At 65.3% G+C, this 22,748-nt stretch carries 19 protein-coding genes; 5 read left to right on the forward strand and 14 right to left on the reverse strand.

Features of this window, described 5'->3' with window-relative positions:
• Positions 1 to 213 precede the first annotated feature (213 nt).
• Positions 214 to 1,284, reverse strand: a complete 1,071-nt coding sequence (locus tag L867_RS0117575) for an ABC transporter substrate-binding protein (RefSeq protein WP_028738088.1) — start codon at positions 1,282 to 1,284, stop codon at positions 214 to 216.
• A 76-nt stretch (positions 1,285 to 1,360) separates the two neighbouring features.
• Here L867_RS0117575 and L867_RS0117580 point away from each other — a divergent pair, with 76 nt between their 5' ends.
• Entirely contained in the window at positions 1,361 to 2,038 is a 678-nt protein-coding gene (locus L867_RS0117580) for a response regulator (RefSeq protein ID WP_028738089.1), read from the forward strand.
• Complete coding sequence (locus L867_RS0117585; protein WP_028738090.1) at positions 2,035 to 3,423, forward strand: sensor histidine kinase; 1,389 nt, start codon at positions 2,035 to 2,037, stop codon at positions 3,421 to 3,423. The genes L867_RS0117580 and L867_RS0117585 overlap by 4 nt, the downstream gene beginning before the upstream one ends.
• An 11-nt stretch (positions 3,424 to 3,434) precedes the next feature.
• On the opposite strand, the gene L867_RS0117590 is transcribed toward L867_RS0117585, so the two are convergent.
• The 12 genes from L867_RS0117590 to L867_RS25640 all read right to left on the reverse strand — a co-directional run bounded on the left by L867_RS0117590 (position 3,435) and on the right by L867_RS25640 (position 18,495).
• Positions 3,435 to 4,547, reverse strand: coding sequence for an ABC transporter permease (locus tag L867_RS0117590; RefSeq protein ID WP_028738091.1), 1,113 nt, complete (start codon positions 4,545 to 4,547; stop codon positions 3,435 to 3,437).
• Positions 4,548 to 4,551: 4 nt separating this feature from the next.
• Positions 4,552 to 7,344: a ribosome-associated ATPase/putative transporter RbbA gene (rbbA, locus tag L867_RS0117595; protein ID WP_028738092.1), complete on the reverse strand. Its 2,793-nt coding sequence runs from the start codon at positions 7,342 to 7,344 to the stop codon at positions 4,552 to 4,554.
• A complete protein-coding gene (locus L867_RS0117600; protein ID WP_037173754.1) occupies positions 7,341 to 8,414 on the reverse strand; it encodes an HlyD family secretion protein in 1,074 nt (357 codons plus the stop codon). The genes rbbA and L867_RS0117600 overlap by 4 nt, the downstream gene beginning before the upstream one ends.
• Before the next feature lie 174 nt (positions 8,415 to 8,588).
• Complete coding sequence (locus L867_RS0117605) at positions 8,589 to 9,983, reverse strand: amidase (RefSeq protein WP_028738094.1); 1,395 nt, start codon at positions 9,981 to 9,983, stop codon at positions 8,589 to 8,591.
• Positions 9,984 to 10,023: 40 nt separating this feature from the next.
• Complete coding sequence (locus L867_RS0117610; RefSeq protein WP_028738095.1) at positions 10,024 to 11,025, reverse strand: ABC transporter ATP-binding protein; 1,002 nt, start codon at positions 11,023 to 11,025, stop codon at positions 10,024 to 10,026.
• Between the two features lie 307 nt (positions 11,026 to 11,332).
• The gene (locus tag L867_RS0117615; protein WP_028738096.1) at positions 11,333 to 12,313 is read right to left on the reverse strand and encodes an ABC transporter ATP-binding protein; all 981 of its coding nucleotides are present in this window, start codon (positions 12,311 to 12,313) and stop codon (positions 11,333 to 11,335) included.
• Positions 12,314 to 12,315: 2 nt separating this feature from the next.
• Positions 12,316 to 13,188, reverse strand: a complete 873-nt coding sequence (locus tag L867_RS0117620) for an ABC transporter permease (RefSeq protein WP_028738097.1) — start codon at positions 13,186 to 13,188, stop codon at positions 12,316 to 12,318.
• Positions 13,185 to 14,135, reverse strand: coding sequence for an ABC transporter permease (locus L867_RS0117625; RefSeq protein WP_028738098.1), 951 nt, complete (start codon positions 14,133 to 14,135; stop codon positions 13,185 to 13,187). The genes L867_RS0117620 and L867_RS0117625 overlap by 4 nt, the downstream gene beginning before the upstream one ends.
• 352 nt (positions 14,136 to 14,487) lie before the next feature.
• Complete coding sequence (locus L867_RS0117635; RefSeq protein WP_051439066.1) at positions 14,488 to 16,011, reverse strand: ABC transporter substrate-binding protein; 1,524 nt, start codon at positions 16,009 to 16,011, stop codon at positions 14,488 to 14,490.
• Between the two features lie 127 nt (positions 16,012 to 16,138).
• Complete coding sequence (locus L867_RS0117640; protein ID WP_028738100.1) at positions 16,139 to 17,059, reverse strand: LysR family transcriptional regulator; 921 nt, start codon at positions 17,057 to 17,059, stop codon at positions 16,139 to 16,141.
• A 144-nt stretch (positions 17,060 to 17,203) separates the two neighbouring features.
• On the reverse strand, positions 17,204 to 17,500 hold the full coding sequence (locus L867_RS0117645) for a DUF982 domain-containing protein (RefSeq protein ID WP_028738101.1): 297 nt from the start codon (positions 17,498 to 17,500) through the stop codon (positions 17,204 to 17,206).
• A 119-nt stretch (positions 17,501 to 17,619) separates the two neighbouring features.
• On the reverse strand, positions 17,620 to 18,495 hold the full coding sequence (locus tag L867_RS25640; protein WP_051439067.1) for a PfkB family carbohydrate kinase: 876 nt from the start codon (positions 18,493 to 18,495) through the stop codon (positions 17,620 to 17,622).
• 217 nt (positions 18,496 to 18,712) lie between these two features.
• Between L867_RS25640 and L867_RS0117655 the strand changes: the two genes are divergently transcribed.
• Both L867_RS0117655 and L867_RS0117660 read left to right on the forward strand, forming a co-directional pair.
• A complete protein-coding gene (locus L867_RS0117655) occupies positions 18,713 to 19,498 on the forward strand; it encodes a ThuA domain-containing protein (protein WP_028738102.1) in 786 nt (261 codons plus the stop codon).
• On the forward strand, positions 19,495 to 20,550 hold the full coding sequence (locus L867_RS0117660; RefSeq protein ID WP_084638613.1) for a Gfo/Idh/MocA family protein: 1,056 nt from the start codon (positions 19,495 to 19,497) through the stop codon (positions 20,548 to 20,550). Before L867_RS0117655 ends, L867_RS0117660 begins: the two co-directional genes overlap by 4 nt.
• An 87-nt stretch (positions 20,551 to 20,637) precedes the next feature.
• On the opposite strand, the gene iolG is transcribed toward L867_RS0117660, so the two are convergent.
• The gene (gene iolG, locus L867_RS0117665) at positions 20,638 to 21,633 is read right to left on the reverse strand and encodes an inositol 2-dehydrogenase (protein WP_028738104.1); all 996 of its coding nucleotides are present in this window, start codon (positions 21,631 to 21,633) and stop codon (positions 20,638 to 20,640) included.
• A gap of 223 nt (positions 21,634 to 21,856) precedes the next feature.
• Between iolG and L867_RS0117670 the strand changes: the two genes are divergently transcribed.
• Entirely contained in the window at positions 21,857 to 22,675 is an 819-nt protein-coding gene (locus L867_RS0117670) for a MurR/RpiR family transcriptional regulator (protein WP_028738105.1), read from the forward strand.
• Positions 22,676 to 22,748: the final 73 nt, after the last annotated feature.

Below are 22,748 nucleotides of genomic sequence, written 5' to 3' on the forward strand. Positions count from 1 at the left end.
GTTGAGCGGACAGGGGGAGCGTTCCGGCTAGCGACAGGGCCGTGTCCAGACGGACAGGTGCCGGATCCTACCAGGTCTCCTCCCGACCTTGCCAGCCAAACGCCTCCACGCGTGACCGCACTCGAATAAGATCATACCAAGCTGACATTTGCCTGACATCGCCGGCGTTCTCCCGGCCGTACGATGTGGGCTCACGGAAAAGCATACGCCGAACTATTGCAGCCGCAAGACTTCGTTCCACCGGCTGATCAGCCGCGCGCGCTTCACCTGGTCGAGATAGACCATGAGGCCGGGGCTGACCGGGACGGGCCTGAGCTGCTTGCCGAGCTGTTCCTGCAGCGTGGTGGCGGTGTTCTCGCCGGCGACGTCGGGGCTCACCGCGGCGATCTGCAGCTGCCGCGCCATGATGGTCTGGCCCTCGCGCGACATGAAGAATTCGAGATAGGCCCGCCCGAGGTCGGGCGAGGCGGCGGCCTGCGGCACGAGGCCGATGCGCGACATGACGACCGTATAGTCCTTGGGCAGGACGATGCCGAGATCGGGATGGCGCGAGGCCCAGTCGGCGGCATAGGAGCCGAGGATGTTGTAGCCGAGCACGAAGCGCCCGTCGGCGATGCGCTCAAGGATGGCGGAACTGGTCGAGTAGAGCTTGACCCCGGCGGCCCCCATGGTCTGGATCACCGACCAGATGTCGCCGAACTGTTCCTGGTCCCTTGCCATGAACAGGAAGCCGACGCCGGAGCGTTCGATGTCGTAGGTGCCGATCCGTCCGTAGACGGCATTGCCCTGGCGCTTCAGGTAGTCGACGAATTCGGCGCGGGTGGCGGGCGGCTTTTCCTTGGTGAAGCTCGGCTTGTGATAGACGAAGACGGCGGGCTCGAAGGTCAGCGCGTAGGCCGTGTTGCGCCAGTTGGCCCAGGCCGGCCAGCGCGCGCTCATCGGCAGGTCGCTGCGCTGGGCATAGCCGTCGTTCGACAGCTTCACCTGCAGGTCCATGGCCGACGAGAAGGCGAAATCGGCGGTGCGGGCGCCGCTGTCGGTCTCCTTGACGATGCGGTCGTAGATCTCGCCGGTCAGCATGTCCTCATAGCGCACGGCGACATCGGGATGGGCCGTCTGAAAGGCTTCGATCATCGGCTGGGCGACCGGCTCGTCGAGCGAGGAATAGACGACGAGGGTGCGCGCGTCGGCGCTTCCCGAGCGTGCCGGAAAGAGCGTCGTGCTGGCGCGGGCAGAGAGCGACTGGCCGAGGATGAAGAGAATGATCAGGAGAACAATGCGCATAAATTCATAATGCCGTGGCTGGCAGGCGTTCACAAGCCGCGGGCTCGCCGCTAGAGTGGTGTCGAGGGGGACCATCTTGCGCATACTTCTGGTCGAGGACAACGAGACGCTGGCGGACGGGCTGTCCTCGATCCTCCGTGGCAGCGGCTATGCCGTGGACGTGGTTGGTGACGGCGCATCAGCCGATGCGGTCACGGCGACCGAGACCTTCGATCTCGTCATTCTCGATCTGAACCTGCCGGAAATGGGCGGCCTCCAGGTCCTGCGCTCCATGCGGTCACGGCAGGACAAGGCGGCCGTGCTGATCCTGACGGCGCGCGGCACGACGGAGGAGCGGGTCAAGGGGCTCGATCTCGGCGCTGACGACTACATGACCAAGCCCTTCGACGTCAGCGAGCTCGAGGCGCGCGTGCGTGTTCTGTTGCGCCGCCGCGCCGGACTGCATTCCTCTTCCGTGCAATACGGCAATGTGTCCCTCGATCTCACCTCGCGGTCGTTTTCCGCCGACGGGGTGCTGATCGACCTGCCGGCGCGCGAGCTCGGCATTCTCGAAGTTCTGTTCATGCGGGCCGGCAAGGTGGTGCCCAAGGATGCGATCATCCAGTCGCTGGCCGGCTTCGACGACGACCTCAGCGCCAATGCCATCGAGCAATATGTCAGCCGACTGCGCAAGCGGCTCGGGCCTTATGGCCTCACCGTGCGCACCGCGCGCGGCATCGGCTACTATCTCGACAAGGCGGCAGAACCGGCATGACCGCCGACGTCTATTCGCTGCGCAGGCGATTGCTGGGCTGGCTTCTGCTGGCGACTGCGGTCCTCGGCATCGTCGCCCTCGTCGACACCTATCGCGAGGCGGTGCGCACGGCCGACACTGTTTCCGACCGCGTGCTTGCCGGTTCGGCCATGGCGATCGCCGAGCGGGTGATCGTCTCCGAGGATGGGACACTCGAAGTTGACATTCCCTATGTGGCGCTCGAAATGCTGACCTCGGCGGCCCAGGACCGCGTGTTCTACCGCGTCGACGGGCCGCCCGGCAGTTTCATCACCGGCTACCAGAACCTGCCCACCTTCGTCGATCTCGGCGGCCAGTCGTCCTTCTACACGGACGCGATCTTCCGCGGCGAGCCGATCCGGGTCGCGGTGCTGCAGCGCTCAGCCTCCACCGGTATCGATTCCGTGCCCTTTTCCGTCACGGTCGCGGAAACCACCATCGCCCGACAGCAGCTGGCGCAGGCGATCCTGCTGCGCTCGGCCGCCCGTCTGGCGCTGATGATCGGCGGTGCGGGCGCGATCGTCTGGATCGCGGTCACCTATTCCCTGCGGCCGCTCTATCGCCTGGGCGAAGCGATCGCCGAGCGCAATCCCGACGACCTCCACCCGATCGAGCAGTCCGTGCCGACCGAAGTCCAGGGGCTGGTCGACACCGTCAATTCCTTCATGATCCGCCTCGGCTCGGCGCTTGATGCGCTGCGCAACTTCACCGGCAATGCCAGCCACCAGCTGCGCACGCCGCTGGCCATCATCCGCACCCAGCTGGCGCTGTCAGCCCGGGCGACGACGCTGGAGGAGGCGAGGGCCGCGGCGCTCAAGGGCGACCGCGCCGTCGGCCATGCCGAGCATGTGCTGGCGCAATTGCTGTTGATGGCGAAGATCGACGCCGCCGGCTCGGATCATCGGCCGCCGGTGGCCAAGATCGATCTGGTCCGGCTGGCGCAGGAGATCACGGCCGACAACGTGCCGAAGGCCACCCAGTCCGGTATCGATCTCGGATTCGAGGGCGAGGGGACGGCCCTGGTGCTAGCCGAGCCGCTGCTGATCGGCGAATTGCTCGGCAACCTGATCTCCAATGCGATCGCCTATGCCGGATCGGGTACGGAGGTCACGGTCCGCGTGTGTACCCGTCCCGAAGGCGTCTGCCTCGAAGTGGAGGATGACGGTCCGGGCATCCCGCCTGAGAAGCTCGCCTCGGTGCGGCAGCGCTTTTCCCGCGGAAACAAGGGAGAGGGTGCCGGCCTCGGCCTGCCCATCGTCGAGGAAATCGCCCGCCTCTTTGCCGGACGGCTCGACCTTTCCCAGGGGCCGAGCGGGCGCGGCCTCAAGGCGACAGTCACCTTCCCCCCGGCTGAAGCGGCAAGCTGATCCGGCACCGCCTATTTCAGGAAGGCGCGGAAGCGTCCGAGCGAGAAGAGGAAGAGCACCGTCCCGATCCCGATCAGCCACAGGAAATCCGGCCAGACGACATCCATGCCGGCGCCGCGGAACAGGATCGACTGCGCCATCGCGATGAAGTGCGTGTTGGGTGCGAAGTTCATGATCAGCTGGATGATCTCCGGCATGCTTTCGCGGGGCGTGAGCCCGCCGGACAGCACCTGGAGCGGCAAAAGGATCAGCATCAGCAGCAGGCCGAACTGCGGCATGGACCCGGCAACGGTCGCGAGGAAGATGCCGAGCGAAGTGGTGGCGAAGAGCTGCAGCGCCGTGCCGGCCATAAAGAGGGGCAGCGAGCCCTGGAGCGGCACTTCGAGAATCCAGTGGGCGACGACCACCAGCGAGAAGGCCGATGCCACCAGCACCACCAGGCTCATGGCGAGCACCTTGCTGACCATGATCTCGAAGGCGGTCACCGGCATGACCAGAAGATGCTCGATCGTGCCGTGCTCGCGCTCGCGGATGAGGGCGGCGCCGGTCAGGATGATCGACAGCATGGTGATGTTCATGATGATGTTGTTGATCGCCCCGAACCAGACATTGTTCAGCTGCGGATTGAAGCGCGCCCGCATGGTAAGATCGACCGGCATGCTCACTGTGCTGCGATAGCGGTTGACGAACTCGCTCACCTCGCTGTTGACGATGCTCTGGATGTAGCCAGAGCCGCTGAAGGCCTGGGTCATGCGAGTGGCGTCGACATTGAGCTGGATGGTCGGAACGCGCCCGGCCAGCACGTCCTGCTGGAAGTTGGTTGGTATGTCGAGCGCGAAGGTCGACAGCCCGGCATCCATGCGCTTGTCCATCTCGTTCGCCGTGATGATCTCCGGCTTGGTGAAATAGGGCGGGTAGAAAGCGTCCTGGATACGCAGCGAAAGCTGTGAAAGATCCTCGTCGACGATGGCGATGGCCGCCATGTTGAGCGTCTCGGGCAATGCCCGCGCCTCGGTGTAGATCGACAGCGAGAAGGAATAGAGGATGAAGACCAGCAGCATGCGGTCCTGCATGAGGCCGCGCAGTTCCTTGACGATGAGCTGACCGATATGGCGGATGCGCATGGCCTTACCTCGCCTGCTTTTTCAGGAGAATGGCGGTCAGCCCGAGGAGGATCGGGATGGCGATCAGCAGGTAGATCATCTGCTGCTGAAGGTCGGCAAAGCCGAGAGCCTTGGAGAAAGTACCGCGCGCAATGGTGACGAAATGGGTCGTCGGATAGATGCTGCCGATGAAGGCACCGGCACCCTTGAGCGATGATACCGGGTCGATGATGCCGGCATATTGCACGGCGGGAATGAGGGTCAGAAGTGCCGTGCCGAACAGGGCGGCGATCTGGCTCGACACGAAGGTCGAGACCAGCATGCCGAGCGCCGTCGTCGAGATGACGTAGAAGAGGGCGGCGACGGCGAAGGTCACAAAGCTTCCGGTGAACGGCACCTTGAAGACAAGGATGGCGAAGGCGGTCAGCAGCACGAAGTTCATCATGGCGAGCAGGATATAGGGTAGCTGCTTGCCGATCAGGAATTCCAGCCGGGTCGTCGGGGTCACGTAGAAATTGATGATCGAGCCGAGTTCCTTCTCGCGCACGACGCTGAGCGCGCCCAGGATTGCCGGGATCAGCAGCAGGAGCAGCGGGATGACGGCCGGCACCATGGCCACCAGGCTCTTGACGTCCGGATTGTAGCGGTAGCGGGTTTCGAGCGTGAAATTGCCCCTGGTCGCCTCTTCCCCATAGGCTTCGCGGATCTTTTCCGTGATCCAGTGGGCGTGCATGCCCTGCACATAGCCGCTGACCGTTTCCGCGCGGGTCGGCATGGCGCCGTCGATCCAGGCGCCGATCTCGACCGCGTCGCCGCGCAGGGCGTCCCGACCGAAATTGGGCGGGATCTCGATCGCCAGGCTGATTTCACCGCTGCGCATGCGCTTGTCGAGGTCGGCATAGTCCTTGAGCGGCGGGTGTTCGACGAAGTAGCGCGAGCCGGAAAGCTGTGCGACATAGTCGTCGCTGATCGTGGTCCGGTCGTAGTCGAGCACGGCGAAGCTCAGCTTCTCGATGTCGAGATTGATACCGTAGCCGATCACGAACATCAGGATGACGCTGCCGATGGTCGCCAGCGTGCCGCGGATCGGGTCGCGCTGCAGTTCGAGCGCCTCCCGGCGGGAATAGCTCATCATCCGCCTGAGATCGAAGAAGCGGCTGAAGAGCGACTTCCGCGGCGGTGCCCCGACTACGGCCGCCGGCTCGGCTGCTTCTGTCGTCTCCGGCGCCGCTTCCGCGGCGAACTCGGCATTGCCGGCGATCGCATCCTCCAGATAGGCGATGAAGGCTTCCTCGAGCGAGGCGGCGCCGCGCTTCTCGACGATCCCGTCCGGGGTGTCGCTCACCAGCACCGTGCCGGCATGCATCAGCGAAATGCGGTCGCAGCGCTCGGCCTCGTTCATGAAATGGGTGGAGACGAAGATGGTGACGCCGTCCTTGCGGGAAAGCTCGCCGAGGATCTGCCAGAAGTCGTCGCGGGCAATCGGGTCGACGCCGGAGGTCGGCTCGTCGAGGATCAGGATTTCCGGCGCATGCACCATGGCGACGGCGAGCGACAGGCGCTGGCGAATGCCGAGCGGCAGCGCGTCGGGCATGGCATCCATGACGTCGATGAGGTCGAAGCGCTTTGCCATTTCCGCGACGCGCGCGCCGATGCGCTCCTTCGGCATGTCGAACAGGCGGGCATGCAGGTCGAGATTCTGCCGTACCGTCAGTTCGCCATAGAGCGAAAAAGCCTGGCTCATGTATCCGATGCGGCGCCGGACGGCGAGATCGGAGCCGTCGACGGCGCGGCCGAAAAGCTGCGCCGTGCCTTCGCTGGCGGTCAAAAGCCCGGTCAGCATCTTCATCGTCGTGGTCTTGCCGCAGCCGTTGGAGCCGAGGAAGCCGAAGATCTCGCCGCGCTCGATGCGGAAGCTCACGTCGTTGACGGCGGTGAAATCGCCGAAGCGCATCGACAGGTGGCTCGCCTCGATGGCGATCTCGCCGTCAAGTTCCGGATTGCGCGGCGGAATGGAGAGTTCGCCGTGACCCCTGCGTTTCTCCTCCGGCAAAAGGGCGATGAACGCCTTGTCGAGGTTCGGCGCGCCGGTGCGCTCCAGCAGATCCTGCGGCGTGCCCGTCGCCAGCACCTTGCCGTCGTCCATGGCGACCAGCCAGTCGAAGCGGGCGGCCTCCTCCATATAGGCGGTGGCCACCAGGACGGTCATGCCGGGGCGGCCTTCCCTAATGCGGTCGATCAGTTCCCAGAACTGGCGGCGCGACAGCGGATCGACGCCGGTCGTCGGCTCATCAAGGATCAAGAGGTCCGGATCGTGGATCAGCGCGCAGCACAGGCCGAGCTTCTGCTTCATGCCGCCGGACAGCTTGCCGGCCGGGCGATCGGCGAAGGGTGAGAGGTCGGTGCTCTTCAGCAGTTCGGCGATGCGGCGCTGGCGCTCCTTGCGCCCATGGCCGAACAGGCGGGCGAAGAAATCGACGTTTTCGAAAACCGAGAGCGTCGGATAGAGGTTCTTGCCGAGGCCCTGCGGCATGTAGGCGATGCGCGGGCAGGTGCGGGCCCGGTGGCCGGAATCCGCCATGTCGCCGCCGAGCACGCGAACCGTGCCCTGCTGCACGGCACGGGCGCCCGAGACAAGCGACAAGAGGCTCGATTTGCCGACGCCGTCGGGACCCAGCAGGCCGATCAGGCGGCCGCTCGGCAGATCGAGCGAGATGTCGCTGAGCGCCTGGGTGCGGCCATAGGACAGGGAGACGCCCTTGATGCCGACGACGGTGCCGGACATCCCGGCCGCCTCGTTCCGCGCGGGCTCGCTCATCGGACGACGTCGCCCTCAACACCGGCCGGCCATTGCGCTGCCGGGTCGAGCCGCACATAGGCGACGCCCGGCAGGCCGGTCTTGACCATCTCGATGTGCTTCAGCAGCAGTTCCGGATTGATCTTCGCCTTGACGCGGAACATCAGCTTCTCACGCTCGATCTGCGTTTCAACCGTCTTCGGCGTGAATTGCGCGACATTGGCGACGAAGGAAACGGTTGCCGGAATGATGTATTGCGGCGCAGCGTCGAGTTTCAGGCGCACTTCCGCGCCGATCGCCACCCGGCCCGCCTGGTCGGTCGGCAGGAAGAAGCTCATGTAGACGTCGCCGAGGTCGACCAGGTTGATGACCTTGCCGCCGCCGGCGACGATCTCGCCCGGCTGGGCGACGCGGAACTGGATGCGGCCGTCACGCGGGGCGGTGAGCGTGCTGTCGGCGATGACGGTTTCGATGTTGTCGATCGCGGCTTCCGCCGCATCGGCGGCGGCCTCTGCGTTCACCACCTGGGCCTTGGCATAGCTGATGGCGGCATCGGCTGCGGCCGACTGGGCTTCGGCTGCGGCAAGGGCCGCGCGCGCGCCTTCCGCGGCGGCCTGGTCGTCCTCCAGCGTCTGCTGCGAGATGGTGCTGGAACTGGCGAGCTGCTTGGAGCGCACCATCCGGCGGTCGGCCGAATCCAGCAGGATCTGACGCTGTGAGACGGCGGCGACGGCCGCTGTCTTCTCGGCATTGCGCTGTTCGACGAGCGCCTGGGCGGTTTCGATACCGATATCGGCCCGGCGCTTCTCGGCCTCAGCCTGGCGCAGCTGCGATTCCAGCTGTTTAGTATCCATCTGAGCGAGTTTCTCGCCGGATTTGATGAAGTCGCCTTCGTCGACAAAGATCTCGCTTATGCGTCCGGCGGTCTTGGCCGCGACATCGATCTCGACCGCTTCGATCCGGCCATTGCCGCTGGCGATGCCATCGGCCAGTTCGGATGCCTGCAGCGACTGCCAGAAATAGTAGCCGCCGCCTGCCGCCGCGGCGAGGACAAGAGCGACAATGATCCCGTTTCGGCTGGCTGGTTTCACTGCTTCGATCTCCTGTAGAGCGAGCTTCTCCCACCGTTGAGATCGGCCCCGGTTCATTTCTAATCATTCGATTAAAGCAACATCCTTCTCGCAGGTGCAATAGCGCGGACGTGACAGTTCGACGAAATCCGAAGCGATTTGGAACAGCCGTGAGACAGGGACCCGCGATCGCCCTCACATTGCGGGCGGCTCCGGCCAGTTCTTCACGCCGCCGGTCCACGTCTCATAAAGCTTGGAGAGCTTCAGCACCCGCATGTCGTCGAAGCGCGGGCCGACGATCTGCAGGCCGATCGGCATGCCGCTCTTCGCAAAACCGCAATTGATCGAGGCGGCCGGCTGTTCCGACATGTTCCACGGCACGGTAAAGGCGATGTGCTCGAACGGCTGTTCGGGGTCGTTGGTCGGCGAGGCCCAGTCGGCCGGGTAGGAGACGATCGGATTGGTCGGGGTCAGCACCGCATCGACCGTGGTGAACAGCCGGCCGCAGGTCTTGCGCATCTCGATGGTCTGGCCAAAGCCCTGCACCGCCTCGACGCCGGTGACGTCCGCGCCCTTTTCCGCCCATTGGTAGATGTAGGGCAGGATCTTGGCGCGGCGTTCGTCGGGGAGGTTACGAATGTCGCCCCAGAACTTGGCGCGCCAGAATGCGTCCAGCCCGTCCAGCATCGCTCGCGTCATGACCGGCTCCACCTCGAAGACCACGGCGCCCGCGTCCTCGAAGCGTTTGGCCGCCGCCAGCACCGCGTCGCGGATCTCCGGCTCTGCCTCGAGGCCGCAGCCGGCGTCGAGCATGACGCCGATCCGCATGCCGCGCACGTCGATATCGTGATCCATCCAGTCGAAGTCGTTGGGCGACAGGCTGGTGCCGTCGCGCCAGTCGGGCCGCGACAGTGTCGCCATGGCCATTGCCGCGTCGTCGACGCAACGCGTCATCGGCCCGGCGCAGCGGCCGACATAATAAGGGTCGACCGGAATGCGGCCATGGCTCGGCTTGAAGCCGAACAGCCCGGTCCAGCCGGCCGGCAGGCGCACCGAACCGCCGATGTCGGTACCGATATGCAAGGGGCCGTAGCCGGCCGCGCCGGCTGCCGCCGCCCCTGCGCTCGAGCCGCCGGGGTTCTGGCTGAGATCCCAGGGATTGCGGCTCAAGGGGTGAAAGCTCGACAGGCCGGAGGACAGCATGCCGTAGTCGGGGCAGGTGGTCTTGGCGAAGATCACCGCGCCGTCTTCCTTCATTCGGGCGGCGACCGGCGCGTCCGTCTCCGCCGGGATCAGTTCGACCGCCGCAGTGCCGAGCGGCACCGGCTGGCCCCTGGTGGCGATCAGTTCCTTGAGCGTCACCGGAATGCCGTCGAGGACGCCTTGCGGCGCGTCCCTCAGCCAGCGTTCCGTCGAGGCCTTCGCCTGGGCGCGGGCGCTTTCCGGGTCATAGGCATAGAGCGCGGCGACATGCGGCTCGAAGGCTTCGATACGGGCTTCCACCGCCAGCCAGTATTCGTAAGGGGACAGCGTTTTCGCCCGGAAGCGGGCGAGGAGATCCTTGATGGTCAAATGCAGGTCATCGGTCATGTCGACATTCCGTCTCTGCTCAAATGAATTGGTTTGAAGTCTATTGCCCATCCGCCGAAGGCGGTCGTGCGGCCATGTCCTCGGCCCTGTGGCAAGCGGCCTGGCGTCCCGGCATGACCGTCCGCAACTCGGGTCGCTCCGTGGCGCAGCGCGCGATGGCCAGCGGACAGCGGTTGCGGAAGGCGCAGCCGCCGGTCTCGCTGAGCGGGGCGGGCGGCGGCGCACGTTCGGAAGGTTGCGGGCGGCCGAACCGCTCGATGCTCGGCTCGGCATCGGCCAGCACCTTCGTGTAGGGATGCAGCGGCTGCTCGAAGACATCGTGCGCCGCGCCCGTTTCGACGAGCCGTCCGCGATACATCACGCCGACCCGGTCGGCGATGCAGTCGACCACGGCGAGGTTGTGGGTGATGAACAGGAAGGTCACGCCGCGCTTCTCGCGCAGGTCCATCAGCAGGTTCAGCACCTGCGCCTGCACGGAAAGATCGAGCGCCGAGACGGCCTCGTCGGCGACCACCAGCTTCGGTTCGGTGACCAGCGCGCGGGCAATGGCGATGCGCTGGCGCTGGCCGCCAGAAAACTCGTGCGGATGGCGCTCGGCATGCTCGGCCTTCAGCCCGACGCTTTCCAGCATGTCGACGACGCGGTCGTTGATTTCAGCCCGGCCCGGCTTGCGGGCCAGTACATGCAGCGGTTCGGCGACGATCCGGCCGACCTTCTGGCGCGGATCTAGCGAGCCGAAGGGGTCCTGGAACACCATCTGGAAGTTCTCGCGCTTGCGCATCAGCTCCTTCGGCGGCAGCGAGAAGAGATCGTCGCCGTCGAACAGGACGTGGCCGGAGGTCGGCTTGTCGAGCGCCATGACGAGGCGCGCAAGCGTCGACTTGCCGCAACCACTTTCGCCCACCACGCCGAAGATCTCGCCGGCATCGACGGTGAGCGAAACGTCATCGAGCGCGCGGGTGTGGTGCGGGGCGCCGAACAGGGAGTGGCTGACATAGTCGCGGGTGAGGGTGCGGATATCGAGGAGGGGGGGCTTGCTCAACGGGGACCTCCACTCTTGCCGGAAACGCGTCCGGCTCCGGGGTGTCGCCATGCGTGACTTGCCCCCCTCTGCCCTGCCGGGCATCTCCCCCTCAAGGGGGGAGATCGATAGGCGGCACGCACGCCATCCCACTCAAACGTCACCGTTTGGGGATTTTGAATTGATTGTACTCTGCCTGTCCCATTGACGCTTGCCACCTTTGGTCTCCATCGAGCGGCATCCGTTCGGCCGATCTCCCCCCTTGAGGGGGAGATGCCCGGCAGGGCAGAGGGGGGTAGCCGCGCAGTTCGTAAATCCGGCCAACCCATCACTTCACCTCCCCTTCCGCCCGGATGCAGCGCACGCCGCGTCCGTCGGCAAAGCTCGTCCAGCCGGGTTCGCCGGCATGGCAGGCGGCGATCACCTCCGGACAGCGGTCGGAAAAGACGCAGCCGGCGGGCAGCCGGTTGAAGCCCGGCACCGTGCCGCGAATGGTCGAAAGCCGGCCGCCGTCGCCGATGCGTTTCGGCACGGCGGCGATCAGTCCGCGCGTATAGGGATTGCGCGGTGCCGTCAGGACGTCGCGGGTCCCGCCTTCCTCCATCCGGCGCCCGGCATACATGACTATGGTACGCCGGCACATGCGGGCGATCACCCCGAGGTCGTGGCTGACCAGCATCAGCGCCATGCCGTATTCGCGGGCCAGTTCGCCGAGAATGTCGAGCACTTCGGCCTGCACCGTGACGTCGAGCGCGGTCGTCGGCTCGTCGGCGATCATCAGGGCGGGCTTCAGTGCCAAGGCGATAGCGATGCCGACGCGCTGGCGCTGGCCGCCGGACATTTCGTGCGGATAGGTCTTTGCCCGGCGTTTTGCATCCGGGATCCGCACCTGGTCGAGCAGGTCCACGGCCTGCGCCCGTGCATCGCGCCAGGACAGGCCGCGATGCCAGACAAGCCCTTCGGCGATCTGGTCGCCAATGGTCATGGCCGGGTTGAGCGCCGTCATGGGCTCCTGGAAGATCATGCCGATACTGTTGCCGCGGATCTCGCACAGTCGTTCTTCCGACGCGGCGAGCAGGTTTTCGCCGGCAAGCGCGATCGTGCCGCTGGCTTCAGCGACGCCGGGAAGAAGCCCCATGATCGCCAGCGACAGCAGCGACTTGCCCGACCCGCTTTCGCCGACCACGCCGAGCGTATCCCCGGCTTCGAGGTCGAAGGCGACATCGGTCAGGATCGGCATGCGGCTTCCGTCTCCGAGACGGACGGAGACCGAGAGATCGCGGACGGAGAGGAGAGGGGCGTCGGTCATCGTCACATCCTCCCCTTCTCACGCGGGTCGAGCAGGTCGCGCAAGCCGTCGCCCAGCATGTTGAAGCCGAAGACGGTGAGCGCGATGGCGAGACCCGGCAGGATGGCGAGCCAGGGCGCGAGGGCGAGATAGGTCTGGGCGTCGGCCAGCATGCGGCCCCAGGTGGGGGCCGGCGGCGGCATGCCGAGACCGAGGAAGCTCAGGCCCGCTTCTGTCAGGATCGCCAAACCGAGCTGGATCGTCGCCTGGACGATGATCTGGTTGGAAATGTTCGGCAGCACGTGTTCGAGCGTGATCAGGAACGGCCCCTTGCCGGCGCCGCGGGCGGCGAGCACATAGTCGCGCGACCAGATCTGCTGCGCGGCACTGGCCGTCACGCGGGCAAAGACCGGCACCATGAAGACGGCGATGGCGATGATCGCGGTGAACCGGCCCGAGCCCATCAACGCGCCGAGCATCATCGCCGAGAGGATCGGCGGCACGGCGAAGATCACGTCGTTGGCGCGCATGACGAAGGCTTCGGTCAGTCCTCTTCGGGCAGCAGCGAGTACGCCGAGAGCCGTGCCGAGCGAGCCGCCGAGGGCGACGGCCGCGGCTGCGGTCGACAGCGAATTCCACGCGCCGACCATCAGCATCGAGGCAATGTCGCGGCCGAACTGGTCGGTGCCGAGAAGGCCGTAGGCGAGCGGCGGCTTGAGCTTGTGGATGATCTGCATCTTGGCCGGCGGCAGCGGCGTCCAGACGAGCGACAGCAAGGCGATCACCAGGAGCGTCAGGATGAACGCGCCGCCGATCGCCAGATTGGGCCGGCGCAGGATCAGCCAGGGGCTGCAGGCAGCAGGTTTTGCCGCGGTTTTCTCTGCGGGCGCGCTCATCGGCCACGTCCTCTCAGCCGCGGGTCGAGCACGAGATAGGAGAGGTCGACCAGGAAGTTCATGACGATGACGAGGCCGGCGAAGAACAGTACGACGTCCTGCATGACGATCACGTCGCGCTGGGTCAGCGCCTGATAGGCGAGGCGGCCGAGACCCGGCAGGTTGAAGACGTTCTCGATCAGGATCGCGCCGGCGATCAGGAAGGTGAATTGCAGGCCGAGAATGGTGATGACCGGCACCAGCGCATTGGGGACGGCATGACGCCAGAGTGCGGCCCTTCGCGGCAGGCCCTTGGCGCGGGCGGTGCGGACGAAATCCTCATGCAGCACTTCGAGCACCGCGGACCGCGTCACCCGCGTCAGCACGCCGGCCTGCGGCAAGGCAAGGGCCACCGCCGGCAGGAGCAGGGCATTGAGCCCGGCGATGAGCCCCGCTTCCCAGCCGGGAAAGCCGCCGGCCGGCATCCAGCCGAGCGAGATCGAAAAGCCAAGGATCAGCAGGAGCGCCACCCAGAAGCCGGGCACGGCGATGAACAGCTGGGAGAGCACGCCGGCGAGATAATCGAAGCTCGAATTGCGTTTTGCCGCCGAAGCGACGCCGAGCGGGATGGCGATCGCCACCGAGATCAGGATCGCCATCACGGCAAGCGGCAGGGTGACGGCCAGGCGCTCGGCGATCAGCCCGGCCACCGGCACGCCATAGGTGTAGGAGGTACCGAGATCGCCGGTCGCCAGGCCGCCGAGCCAGAGAAAATAGCGCACCAGCAAGGGCTGATCGAGGCCGAGTTCGTGGCGAAGGGCCGCCAGCGTGTCGGGACTTGCCGACGTGCCGAGCATGATCGCCGCCGGATCGCCGGGCAGCACATCCATGACGACGAAGATCAGGGCCGAAACTGCGGCAAGCGTCAGCATGAGGCTGCCGAGCCGTCGGGCGATGAGTGTCAGCATGGGTGTTCCCTCCCGGGCGCGGCGAGGCTTGGGCGTGCATGCTGGGCGGCATGAGCCGGGACACCCCCCTCTGCCCTGCCGGGCATCTCCCCCTCAAGGGGGGAGATCACCCGTGGCTGCCAATATGCGTACTCATGAGCGCCGGAAGACGTGGCTGCGCGATCATTCCAGCGTGCGGATACGATGCCCCGGTTGTCGACGCTGGCGGTGTGGCGCGTGGGGCAGCCGCCGCTTAGCGAAGGCGAGCCGCGGTCGATCTCCCCCCTTGAGGGGGAGATGCCCGGCAGGGCAGAGGGGGGTGTCATGCACATCACCTATTCGTGAGGAACCGAAGATCAGCGAACGCCGTCCCTCACTCCTCCCAATAGACCTCGGTCAGCACGTTGGACGGGATCGGTTCGTTTTCCCACAGGCCCTTCAGTTTCTTGTCCCAGATGCCGAGCTTGGGCATGACGAACAGGAACAGCGCCGGCACGTCCTCGGCGAGAATTTTCTGCGCCTCGCCGTAGAGTCTGTCCTGCTCGGCCGTGTCGGCCGTCGCCTCGATCTTCTTCAGGATGTCGTTGAAGGCCGGGTTCTTATAGCCGAAATAATAGGGGTCGCGGGCATAGATGTCGATGTCCATCGGCTCGGCATGGGCGACGATGGTCATGTCGAAGTCGCGGCCCTTGAACACGTCCTGCACCCATTTGGCCGGGAATTCGGTCGGCTCGATGTTCATCGTCACGCCGATCTCGGCAAACAGCGCCTGCATCACCTGGGCGGAGCGCGGCGCATAGGCCATCTGCGGCGTCTTGATGGTGAAGGTGAAGCCGTCCGGATAGCCGGCCTCGGCGAGAAGCGCCTTAGCCCTTTCCGGGTCGTAGGGGTAGGTACCGGTCAGGTCGACATAGCCGCGGTCGTTCGGCGTGTAATGGCTGCCGATCGGCGTGCCGTAGCCCGACCATGCGCCGTCGACGATCACCGCGCGATCGAGCGCCATCATCAGCGCCTGGCGCACGCGCTTGTCGTTGAACGGCTTGCGCTCGTTGTTCATGCCGGCCACGACCTTCAGCTCGGTATTGCCGATCACGGTCGTCAGCTTCGCGTCGTCCTTGAAGCTCTCCACCAGTTCCGGCGCGCCGAATTCCGGGAAGGCGTCGATATCGCCGGATTTGAGCGCCGCGGCCTGGGCCTGCGGGTCGGCGATGAAGCGGAAGGTGACCTTGTCCAGCTTCACCTTGACGTCTTCGTTCCAGTAGTCGGGATTGGCGGCAAGCTCCACCTTGTCGCCCTTGGCCCAGCTGACGAACTTGAAGGGGCCGGTACCGATCGGCGCGGTCTTGGCCTCAGTCGCGCTCTTCGTTCCGACGATGACCGAGGACGGCCAGCCGAGCCAGTAGAGCAGGCTGCCGGCCGGCTCCTTCAGCTTCAGCACCAGCGTTGCCGCATCCGGCGCCTCGATCGTGTCGATGGCGGCGAAGAAGCGCTTCTGCGGATTGACGCTGTCGGCCCCGCGGGCGCGCTCGAGAGAGGCCTTGGCGACCGAGGAATCGAAGACCTCGCCGTCATGGAATTTCACGCCGTCCTCGAGCTTGAAGGTATAGGTCAGCCCGTCCCCGGAAATCGCCCAGCTTTTCGCCAGCTGCGGCTGGATCTTGCCGTCACGGTCGATCGTCACCAGACCCTCGAAGACGTTCTGCCAGGTGACCTGGCCGATGGCCACGGGTGCGGCAATCGTCGGGTCGAGCCCGGTCGGCTCGATGGTCATGCCGAGCGTCAGGTCCTTCTGGGCGGCCACAGCCGGGCTGGAGAGGATGACGGCCACGGTGGCGGCCAGGCTGAAGGCGAGGCTGCGAAGAGCCCTGGGCTTGGCGGCAGGCAAAGCATCGGTCATGAAATTCCCCTGTTCCTGGCGCTCTTTCCGTTCCGGCATGTTAGCCATGGCGCACTGCAAAAAATACTGGCATCTCGCCGGCGCTCACACAATGCGGTTTTTTGTGTTCTCGGTGCATCGAAAATCGCTACACTCCCTTGCCCGGCAGTTTCGGCATGGCATCGCGCATGAAACGGTCGATGGCATCGAGCAGCTTGGCCGCGGCAAAGGACAATTGCCGGTCGGCGGCGACACAGAGGTCGATCGGCGTGCGGATGCCGCGGCCCCCGGCAATCGGGATCGCCACCAGCTGGCCGGCCCGGCATTCGCGCAGCACGGTCAGCGCCGGCAGCAGCGTGACGGCCGCACCCCGCAGCACGAGTTCCTTCTGCATTTCCAGCGAACTGGTGACGAAGACCGGATCGAGGGTCAGGCCGGCCTGCTTGAACAGCGCATCGAAGGCAAGCCGCGCGCCGAAGGACTGGTCGGGAACGGCGAGCGGATATCGGGCAAGCGCGCTCACGCTCAGTTCCGAATGGGCGGCCGCCGGGTGATCGGCGGCGGCGATGACGTCGTAGACGATCTCCGAGCGCAACCGAACCTTGGTGCCGGGCTCCGGCTTGGAGAACAGGGTGACGGCGATATCGGCCTCGGCATTGGCGACGGCCTCGACGGCGGCGCGGGCCGAGGCGATTGTGACGGAAAAGCGGATGTTCGGGAACTTGAGGCTGAAATCGGCGAGTGCCGGCGCCAAGAGGTTGGCGACGGTCGCGCCGCTGGCGAAGATGGCGACTTGACCGCGCTTCAACCCTTCGAGATCGTCGATCAACTGGCGTACATGGTCGAGTTCCCGCAGCGTCTTGCCGGCACGGGCGGCGAGCAGCTCGCCGGCCGAGGTCAGCCGCACGCCCCGGCTGGAGCGTTCAACGAGGGCCGTGCCGAAATAATGCTCGAGCTGGTCGATCTGGCGGGCAAGGGCGGTCGGCTGGATGTTGAGCTTGTCGGCCGCTGCGCGGATCGAGCGGGCGCGCACCAATTCGTCGAAATAGATCAGCGCCCGGATCTGCATGTAAGCTCTTGCCGCCTTCGCCTTTTCGGGCGGCACCTGCGCCGCCTGCTGAAACCGTAGGCGGGGCGGGGAGCCGAGGCAAGCCCGCCCAGGCTTTCTCCCCTTCGGTTGACGGCGAACTGCTTCGCCCTTGACGGTCAGGCATCAGGCGACGGCCGTGCGTGTCGCAGCCGGGTCTGCGCCTTCGGAATTTTCCCCGGCCAGCATGCCGGCCTGTCGGGCCGCGGCGATGAAGGCCTTGCGGGCGACGTCCGCCGCCTGGTCGGTTTCGATCGCCAGCCGGCACCAGCGCCGGGCGCGGTCATAGGCGACGCCGTGCCGGGTCGGCCATTCCTCTTCGAGGAAGTAGAGGGCGTCGAAGGCTTCGCGGAAGGTTCTGTTGAGGCCGGACTGCAGTCTGATCTCGACCGGATCGGGCCAGGTGGGATGGCTGTCGTTCATGGCATACTCCATTGCGCCGAACCGAACACCCGGGCGAGGCAAAAGTTCCGCGCCGGTTCGCTGGCCATTTCAATTGATTGTGATGGCCGGGCGGCAGGTTGGCGCTGTGGTCCGGGCCGCTAGTCTGCGAGATCCTCGGGTTCTTCGGACCAGTCCGGTCTCGACGCTGCGTCGCGCGCTGCCAGCCACGCCGTCGTCGCTTCGCTGGCCCATTCCGCCGCCTGCATCAGGCTCTCGCCGCCGATCAGCGCATGAAGCAGGGCGGCGCTGAAGCTGTCGCCGGCGCCGGTGGTGTCGCTGGTCGAAACGGGGTGGGCGACACGCACATCTCGGCGGTCCCTGCCATCATAAACGGTGGTCTCGCGCGGCCCGTCGGTCAGGGCGAGATGCCGGAGGCGGTCGCCGCAGATTGTGAGGGCCGTCTGCCAGATTTCTTCCAGGCTGCGACCCGGAAAGTCGGCCTTCGAGCCGACCATGATATCGGCCGGGCGAGAGGTCGGCGTACCCAGGGGAAACTGCGAGACCACCAGAGGCGCGAAAGCCAGCGAGCGGACGATGTTGTCGCAGAGACGGGCGCCGTTGACGTAGAAGGCCTTGCCCTCGATCGGGTCGGGTACGGAAAAGCTGCGGCTGATGCGTTTCTCACCCGACAGGATCGTCCGTTCGCCATTGGGTTCGAGCAGGATGTCGGCACAGTCCGTCTCGCCGTTCAATGCGCCGACATGCGAGAGGTCGTAGTGCCGGGCGCTCAGCACGTCGAAGGCCCAGCGTCCGTGGCGGTCATTGCACAGCGTCGACACCAATCGCACCGGGCGGCCTAGATCCATCAGCCGGCGCGCGGTGTAATAGCCGCCGCCGCCGAGCCGGATCCGGCGTTCCGACCAGGTGATCCGCGCACCGGAGCGCAGCGGCGCCTTCAGTCGCCAGATGCGGTCGTGGTTGATGTGGCCGATGACGACGACGGAGGATGCGGTGGCTGTGGGCAGATCGGGCATGCCTTGCGGTCGCCTTTTTGATGGGGTCAGGATGCGAAACGTTCAGTCGCCGGTCAGGAACATGCCCTTGCGGCAGAATGGCGGCAAGGCCCCGCTCCATCAAGAGTGTCCGGCAGGTTGTCCCGCATCCATCATGCTTCTTGCGGAACCGGGCAAGGTCCGATTTCATTTCGACGGGGAGCACCTTCGCTCACGTTACAGCAACAGGAGAACAAGCATGGCGATCAGAGCGGTTGTCTGGGGCGAGAACGTCCACGAGCAGACCAATGACGTGGTCCGGGGCATCTATCCGGACGGAATGCACTCCACCATCGCCGCGGCGCTCAATACGCAGGAAGGCATCGAGGCGACGACCGCGACCTTGCAGGAGCCGGAACACGGGCTGAGCGTCGAGCGCCTGGCTGCGACCGACGTGCTGGTGTGGTGGGGCCACAAGGACCATGGTGCTGTGTCCGACGAGGTGGTCGAGCGCGTGGCGCGGCGCGTCTGGGAAGGCATGGGGCTCATCGTTCTGCATTCCGGCCATTTCTCCAAGCCGTTCAAGCGGCTGATGGGCACGCCCTGCGCGCTGAAATGGCGCGAGGCGGGCGAGCGCGAGCGTATCTGGACGGTCAGCCCGGGCCATCCGATCGCCGAGGGCATCCCGGAAAACTTCGTTCTGGAAAATGAGGAAATGTACGGCGAGTTCTTCTCCGTGCCCGAACCGCTGGAGACGGTGTTCATCTCCTGGTTCGCCGGCGGCGAGGTCTTCCGTTCCGGGCTCACCTGGCGGCGCGGTGCGGGCAACATCTTCTATTTCCGCCCCGGCCACGAAACCTATCCGACCTATCATGACGCCACCGTGCAGAAGGTCATCCGCAATGCAGTGAAATGGGCCCATAGTCCGCGGCCGGCCTATGTCGGCGTGCATGACGCCCCGAACGTGCCCGTCGACCAGGCGCTCGAGCCGATCACCGAGCGGGGTCCGAAACTGCATCAGGCGGGTGACGAGGGCTACAAATGATGACCCCGATCCGTCTCCTGGTGCTGGGCACCGGCGGCATGGCCAATACCCATGCGATGAACTTCGCCACGATTGCGGACGTGCAACTGGTGGCGGCGGTCGATGTCGACCTTGCCAAGGTCCGTGCCTTTGCCGCCCGCCACGACATCCCCAACACCTTCACCTCGCTCGACGAGGCGATTGCCTGGGGGCAGTTCGATGCCGTGACCAATGTCACGCCCGACCGCATCCACCATGCGACGACGCTTGCGCTGCTCGCCGCCGGCAAGCATGTGATGTGCGAGAAGCCGCTCGCCGAAACCTATGCCAAGGCCGACGAGATGGCGACGGCGGCCGAAGCGTCCGGCCTCGTCAACATGGTCAACCTCACCTACCGCAACGTCGCGCAGGTGCAGAAGGCGCGGCAGATGGTGGTCGACGGCGAGATCGGCCGGGTCCGCCACATCGAGGCCTCCTACCTGCAGAGCTGGCTGGTGTCCAAGGCCTGGGGCGACTGGACGACCGAGAGCCAGTGGTTGTGGCGCCTGTCCACCAAGCACGGCTCGAACGGCGTGCTCGGCGACGTCGGCATCCACATCCTCGACTTTGCCGGCTTCGGCGCGGCGACCGAGATCGACCATGTCTTCGCCCGGCTCAAGACCTTCGACAAGGCGCCGGGCAACCGCATCGGGGAATATGATCTCGATGCCAATGACAGCTTCACCATGACTGCCGAATTCACCAATGGCGCGATGGGTGTCATCCATGCGAGCCGCTGGGCTACCGGGCATCTGAACGAGCTCAGGCTCCGGGTGCATGGCGACAAGGGCGCGCTCGAGGTCATCCACCGGCCCGACGCCTCGCAACTGCGCGCCTGCCTCAAGGAGGATGTGGAAAACGCGGTGTGGAAGGACATCGAGGTCGATCCGGTCGAGACCAACTACCAGAAGTTCATCGCGGCGATCCGCGGCGGCCACATGCAGGAGCCGAGCTTCCGGCACGCCGCCAACCTGCAGAAGATCCTCGATCTGGCGCTGGTGACAGAGATCGAGCGGCGGGAACTCGCGGTCTAACTTGCTTGCCCCTTCTCACTGTCGGGGGAGAAGGGGACGCAGCCCCGGATGAAGCGGAGGCGAAACTTCAGAGGATGACCCGAAGCCTCAGTAGGCGACCTTGACTGCCGCCTTCTGTTCCACGGACTTGATCGCCGCGTCGGCCAGCGCCAGCGCGATCAGGCCGTCCTCGGCCGAAGGCGAAAGCGGCGTGCCCTTTTCCAGGCTGTCGATGAAGGCCGAGATCTCGGCGGCATAGGCCGCGGTGTAGCGGGTCATGAAGAAATCGTGCAGCGGCGGGCGGGTATAGCCGTCCTTGGTGGCGATCTCGATCGACACCGGCCGCTGGTTTTCCGCCGACACGGCGCCCAGCGAGCCATGCACCTCGATGCGCTGGTCATAACCATAGGAGGCGCGGCGCGAGTTGGAGATCATTGCCTGGCGACCGCTCTTGGTCGTCAGGATCAGGCTCGCCGAGTCATAGTCGCCGAGCTGGCCGATCTTGGGATCGACCAGAACCGAAGCCGAGGCCATCACCGTGTCGATCTCCTCGCCGAGCAGGTAGCGGGCCATGTCGAAGTCGTGGATCGTCATGTCGCGGAAGATGCCGCCGGACACCTTGATATAGTCCGCCGGCGGGGCACCCGGATCGCGGCTGGTGATCGTCACCATCTCGACCTTGCCGATGGAGCCCTTGTCGATCTCCTTGCGCACCGCCTGGAAATGCGGGTCGAAGCGGCGGTTGAAGCCGAGCATGACCTTGCCGCCGACCTTGCGCACCGTTTCAAGGCAGGCGCGGGCGCGGTTGACATCGAGGTCGATCGGCTTCTCGCAGAAGATCGCCTTGCCGGCTTTGGCGAAACGCTCGATCAGGTCGGCATGGGTGTTGGTCGGCGTGCAGATGATGACGGCGTCGATGTCATTGTCGGCCTCGATTTCGTCGATCGTCTTTACCGCCGCACCGGAAGCCGCGGCGATCGCGTTCGCCGCCTCGGGGAAGGCGTCGGCGACGGCGACCAGTCTCGCCCGCTTGTCTTCGGCGATGGCGCGTGCGTGTACCTTGCCGATCCGCCCGGCGCCCAGAAGGGCCAGTTTCGTTACCATGGTTTTCTCCTCCCTTGGTCGCCTTGCCGAACCGGCCTCAAGCGCCCTAGACACATGTTCTGGCATTCCACCGCGCCCGGTCGTCGCTCTTCGCCGAGAAACGTAAAATACGAGCGGGGTCTGCCTCCCGAATGGACGTTCCAAATCTCCATTTGGAATATACATTCCATTTTGCTAGATTGCGATATCGTTTGTGTCAAGCGGCATTGCGGAAAGGACAGTCATGACGGAAACCGGCGGGCCAACCAGCATCAAGGCCTTCGAGGAGCGATTGCTGGAGGTTTCCGAAAGCCTGCCGAAACGGCTGCGCCAGTGCGCCGACTATGTCGCGGCCAACAAGGATCGCATCGCGGTTTCGACCGTGGCGGAAATGGCCGAAGGGGCGGGCGTCCAGCCGTCCGCCTTCATGCGATTCTGCCAGATCCTCGGTTTTTCCGGCTTTTCCGAAATGCAGAAGCTGTTTCGCGATTCCTTCGTCGGCGGCTGGCCGGATTATACGACGCGCCTGCAGCACCTGCGGGAAAAGGCCGAGGGCAGCCCGACGGCCCTGCTGGCGGAGTTCGTCGAGGCGGGTCGCACATCGCTGGAAGGATTGCTGAAAACGGTCGAGCCGCAAATGCTGGAGCGGGCGGTCGAGACGCTGGCCAAGGCGAAGATGATCCACATCATCGGTCTCAGGCGCTCCTTCCCGGTTGCCAGCTACCTCGCCTATGCGCTGGAGAAGATGAATGTTCCGGCCATGCTGCACAGCGCTGTCGGCAAGCTGGAGAACCATCACGCCATTCGGCCGGGCGATGTGTTGCTAGCCATCACCTTCTCTCCCTATTCCACTGAGACCATCGATCTGGTCGAGGCAGTCGCCGCCCGCGGCATTCCGGTGGTCGCCGTCACCGACACGATCGTCAGCCCGCTGCGGCGGTTCGATGCGATCACGCTTTCCGTATCGGAGGTCGATTTCGGCGCCTTCCGTTCTCTGTCGGCAACGCTCTGTCTGGCGATCACGCTGTCCGTCGCGGTGGGTACGGCGCGGCAGGATGATTGAATATTTGTATTGAAAGTTCCAAAAATAGAATTTATAGTCCATTCTTAGAGGAGATGGGAGGCCGCCGCCGCGC

It is taken from the genome of Paenirhizobium selenitireducens ATCC BAA-1503, from assembly GCF_000518785.1.
Taxonomy (GTDB): Bacteria; Pseudomonadota; Alphaproteobacteria; order Rhizobiales; family Rhizobiaceae; genus Allorhizobium; species Allorhizobium selenitireducens.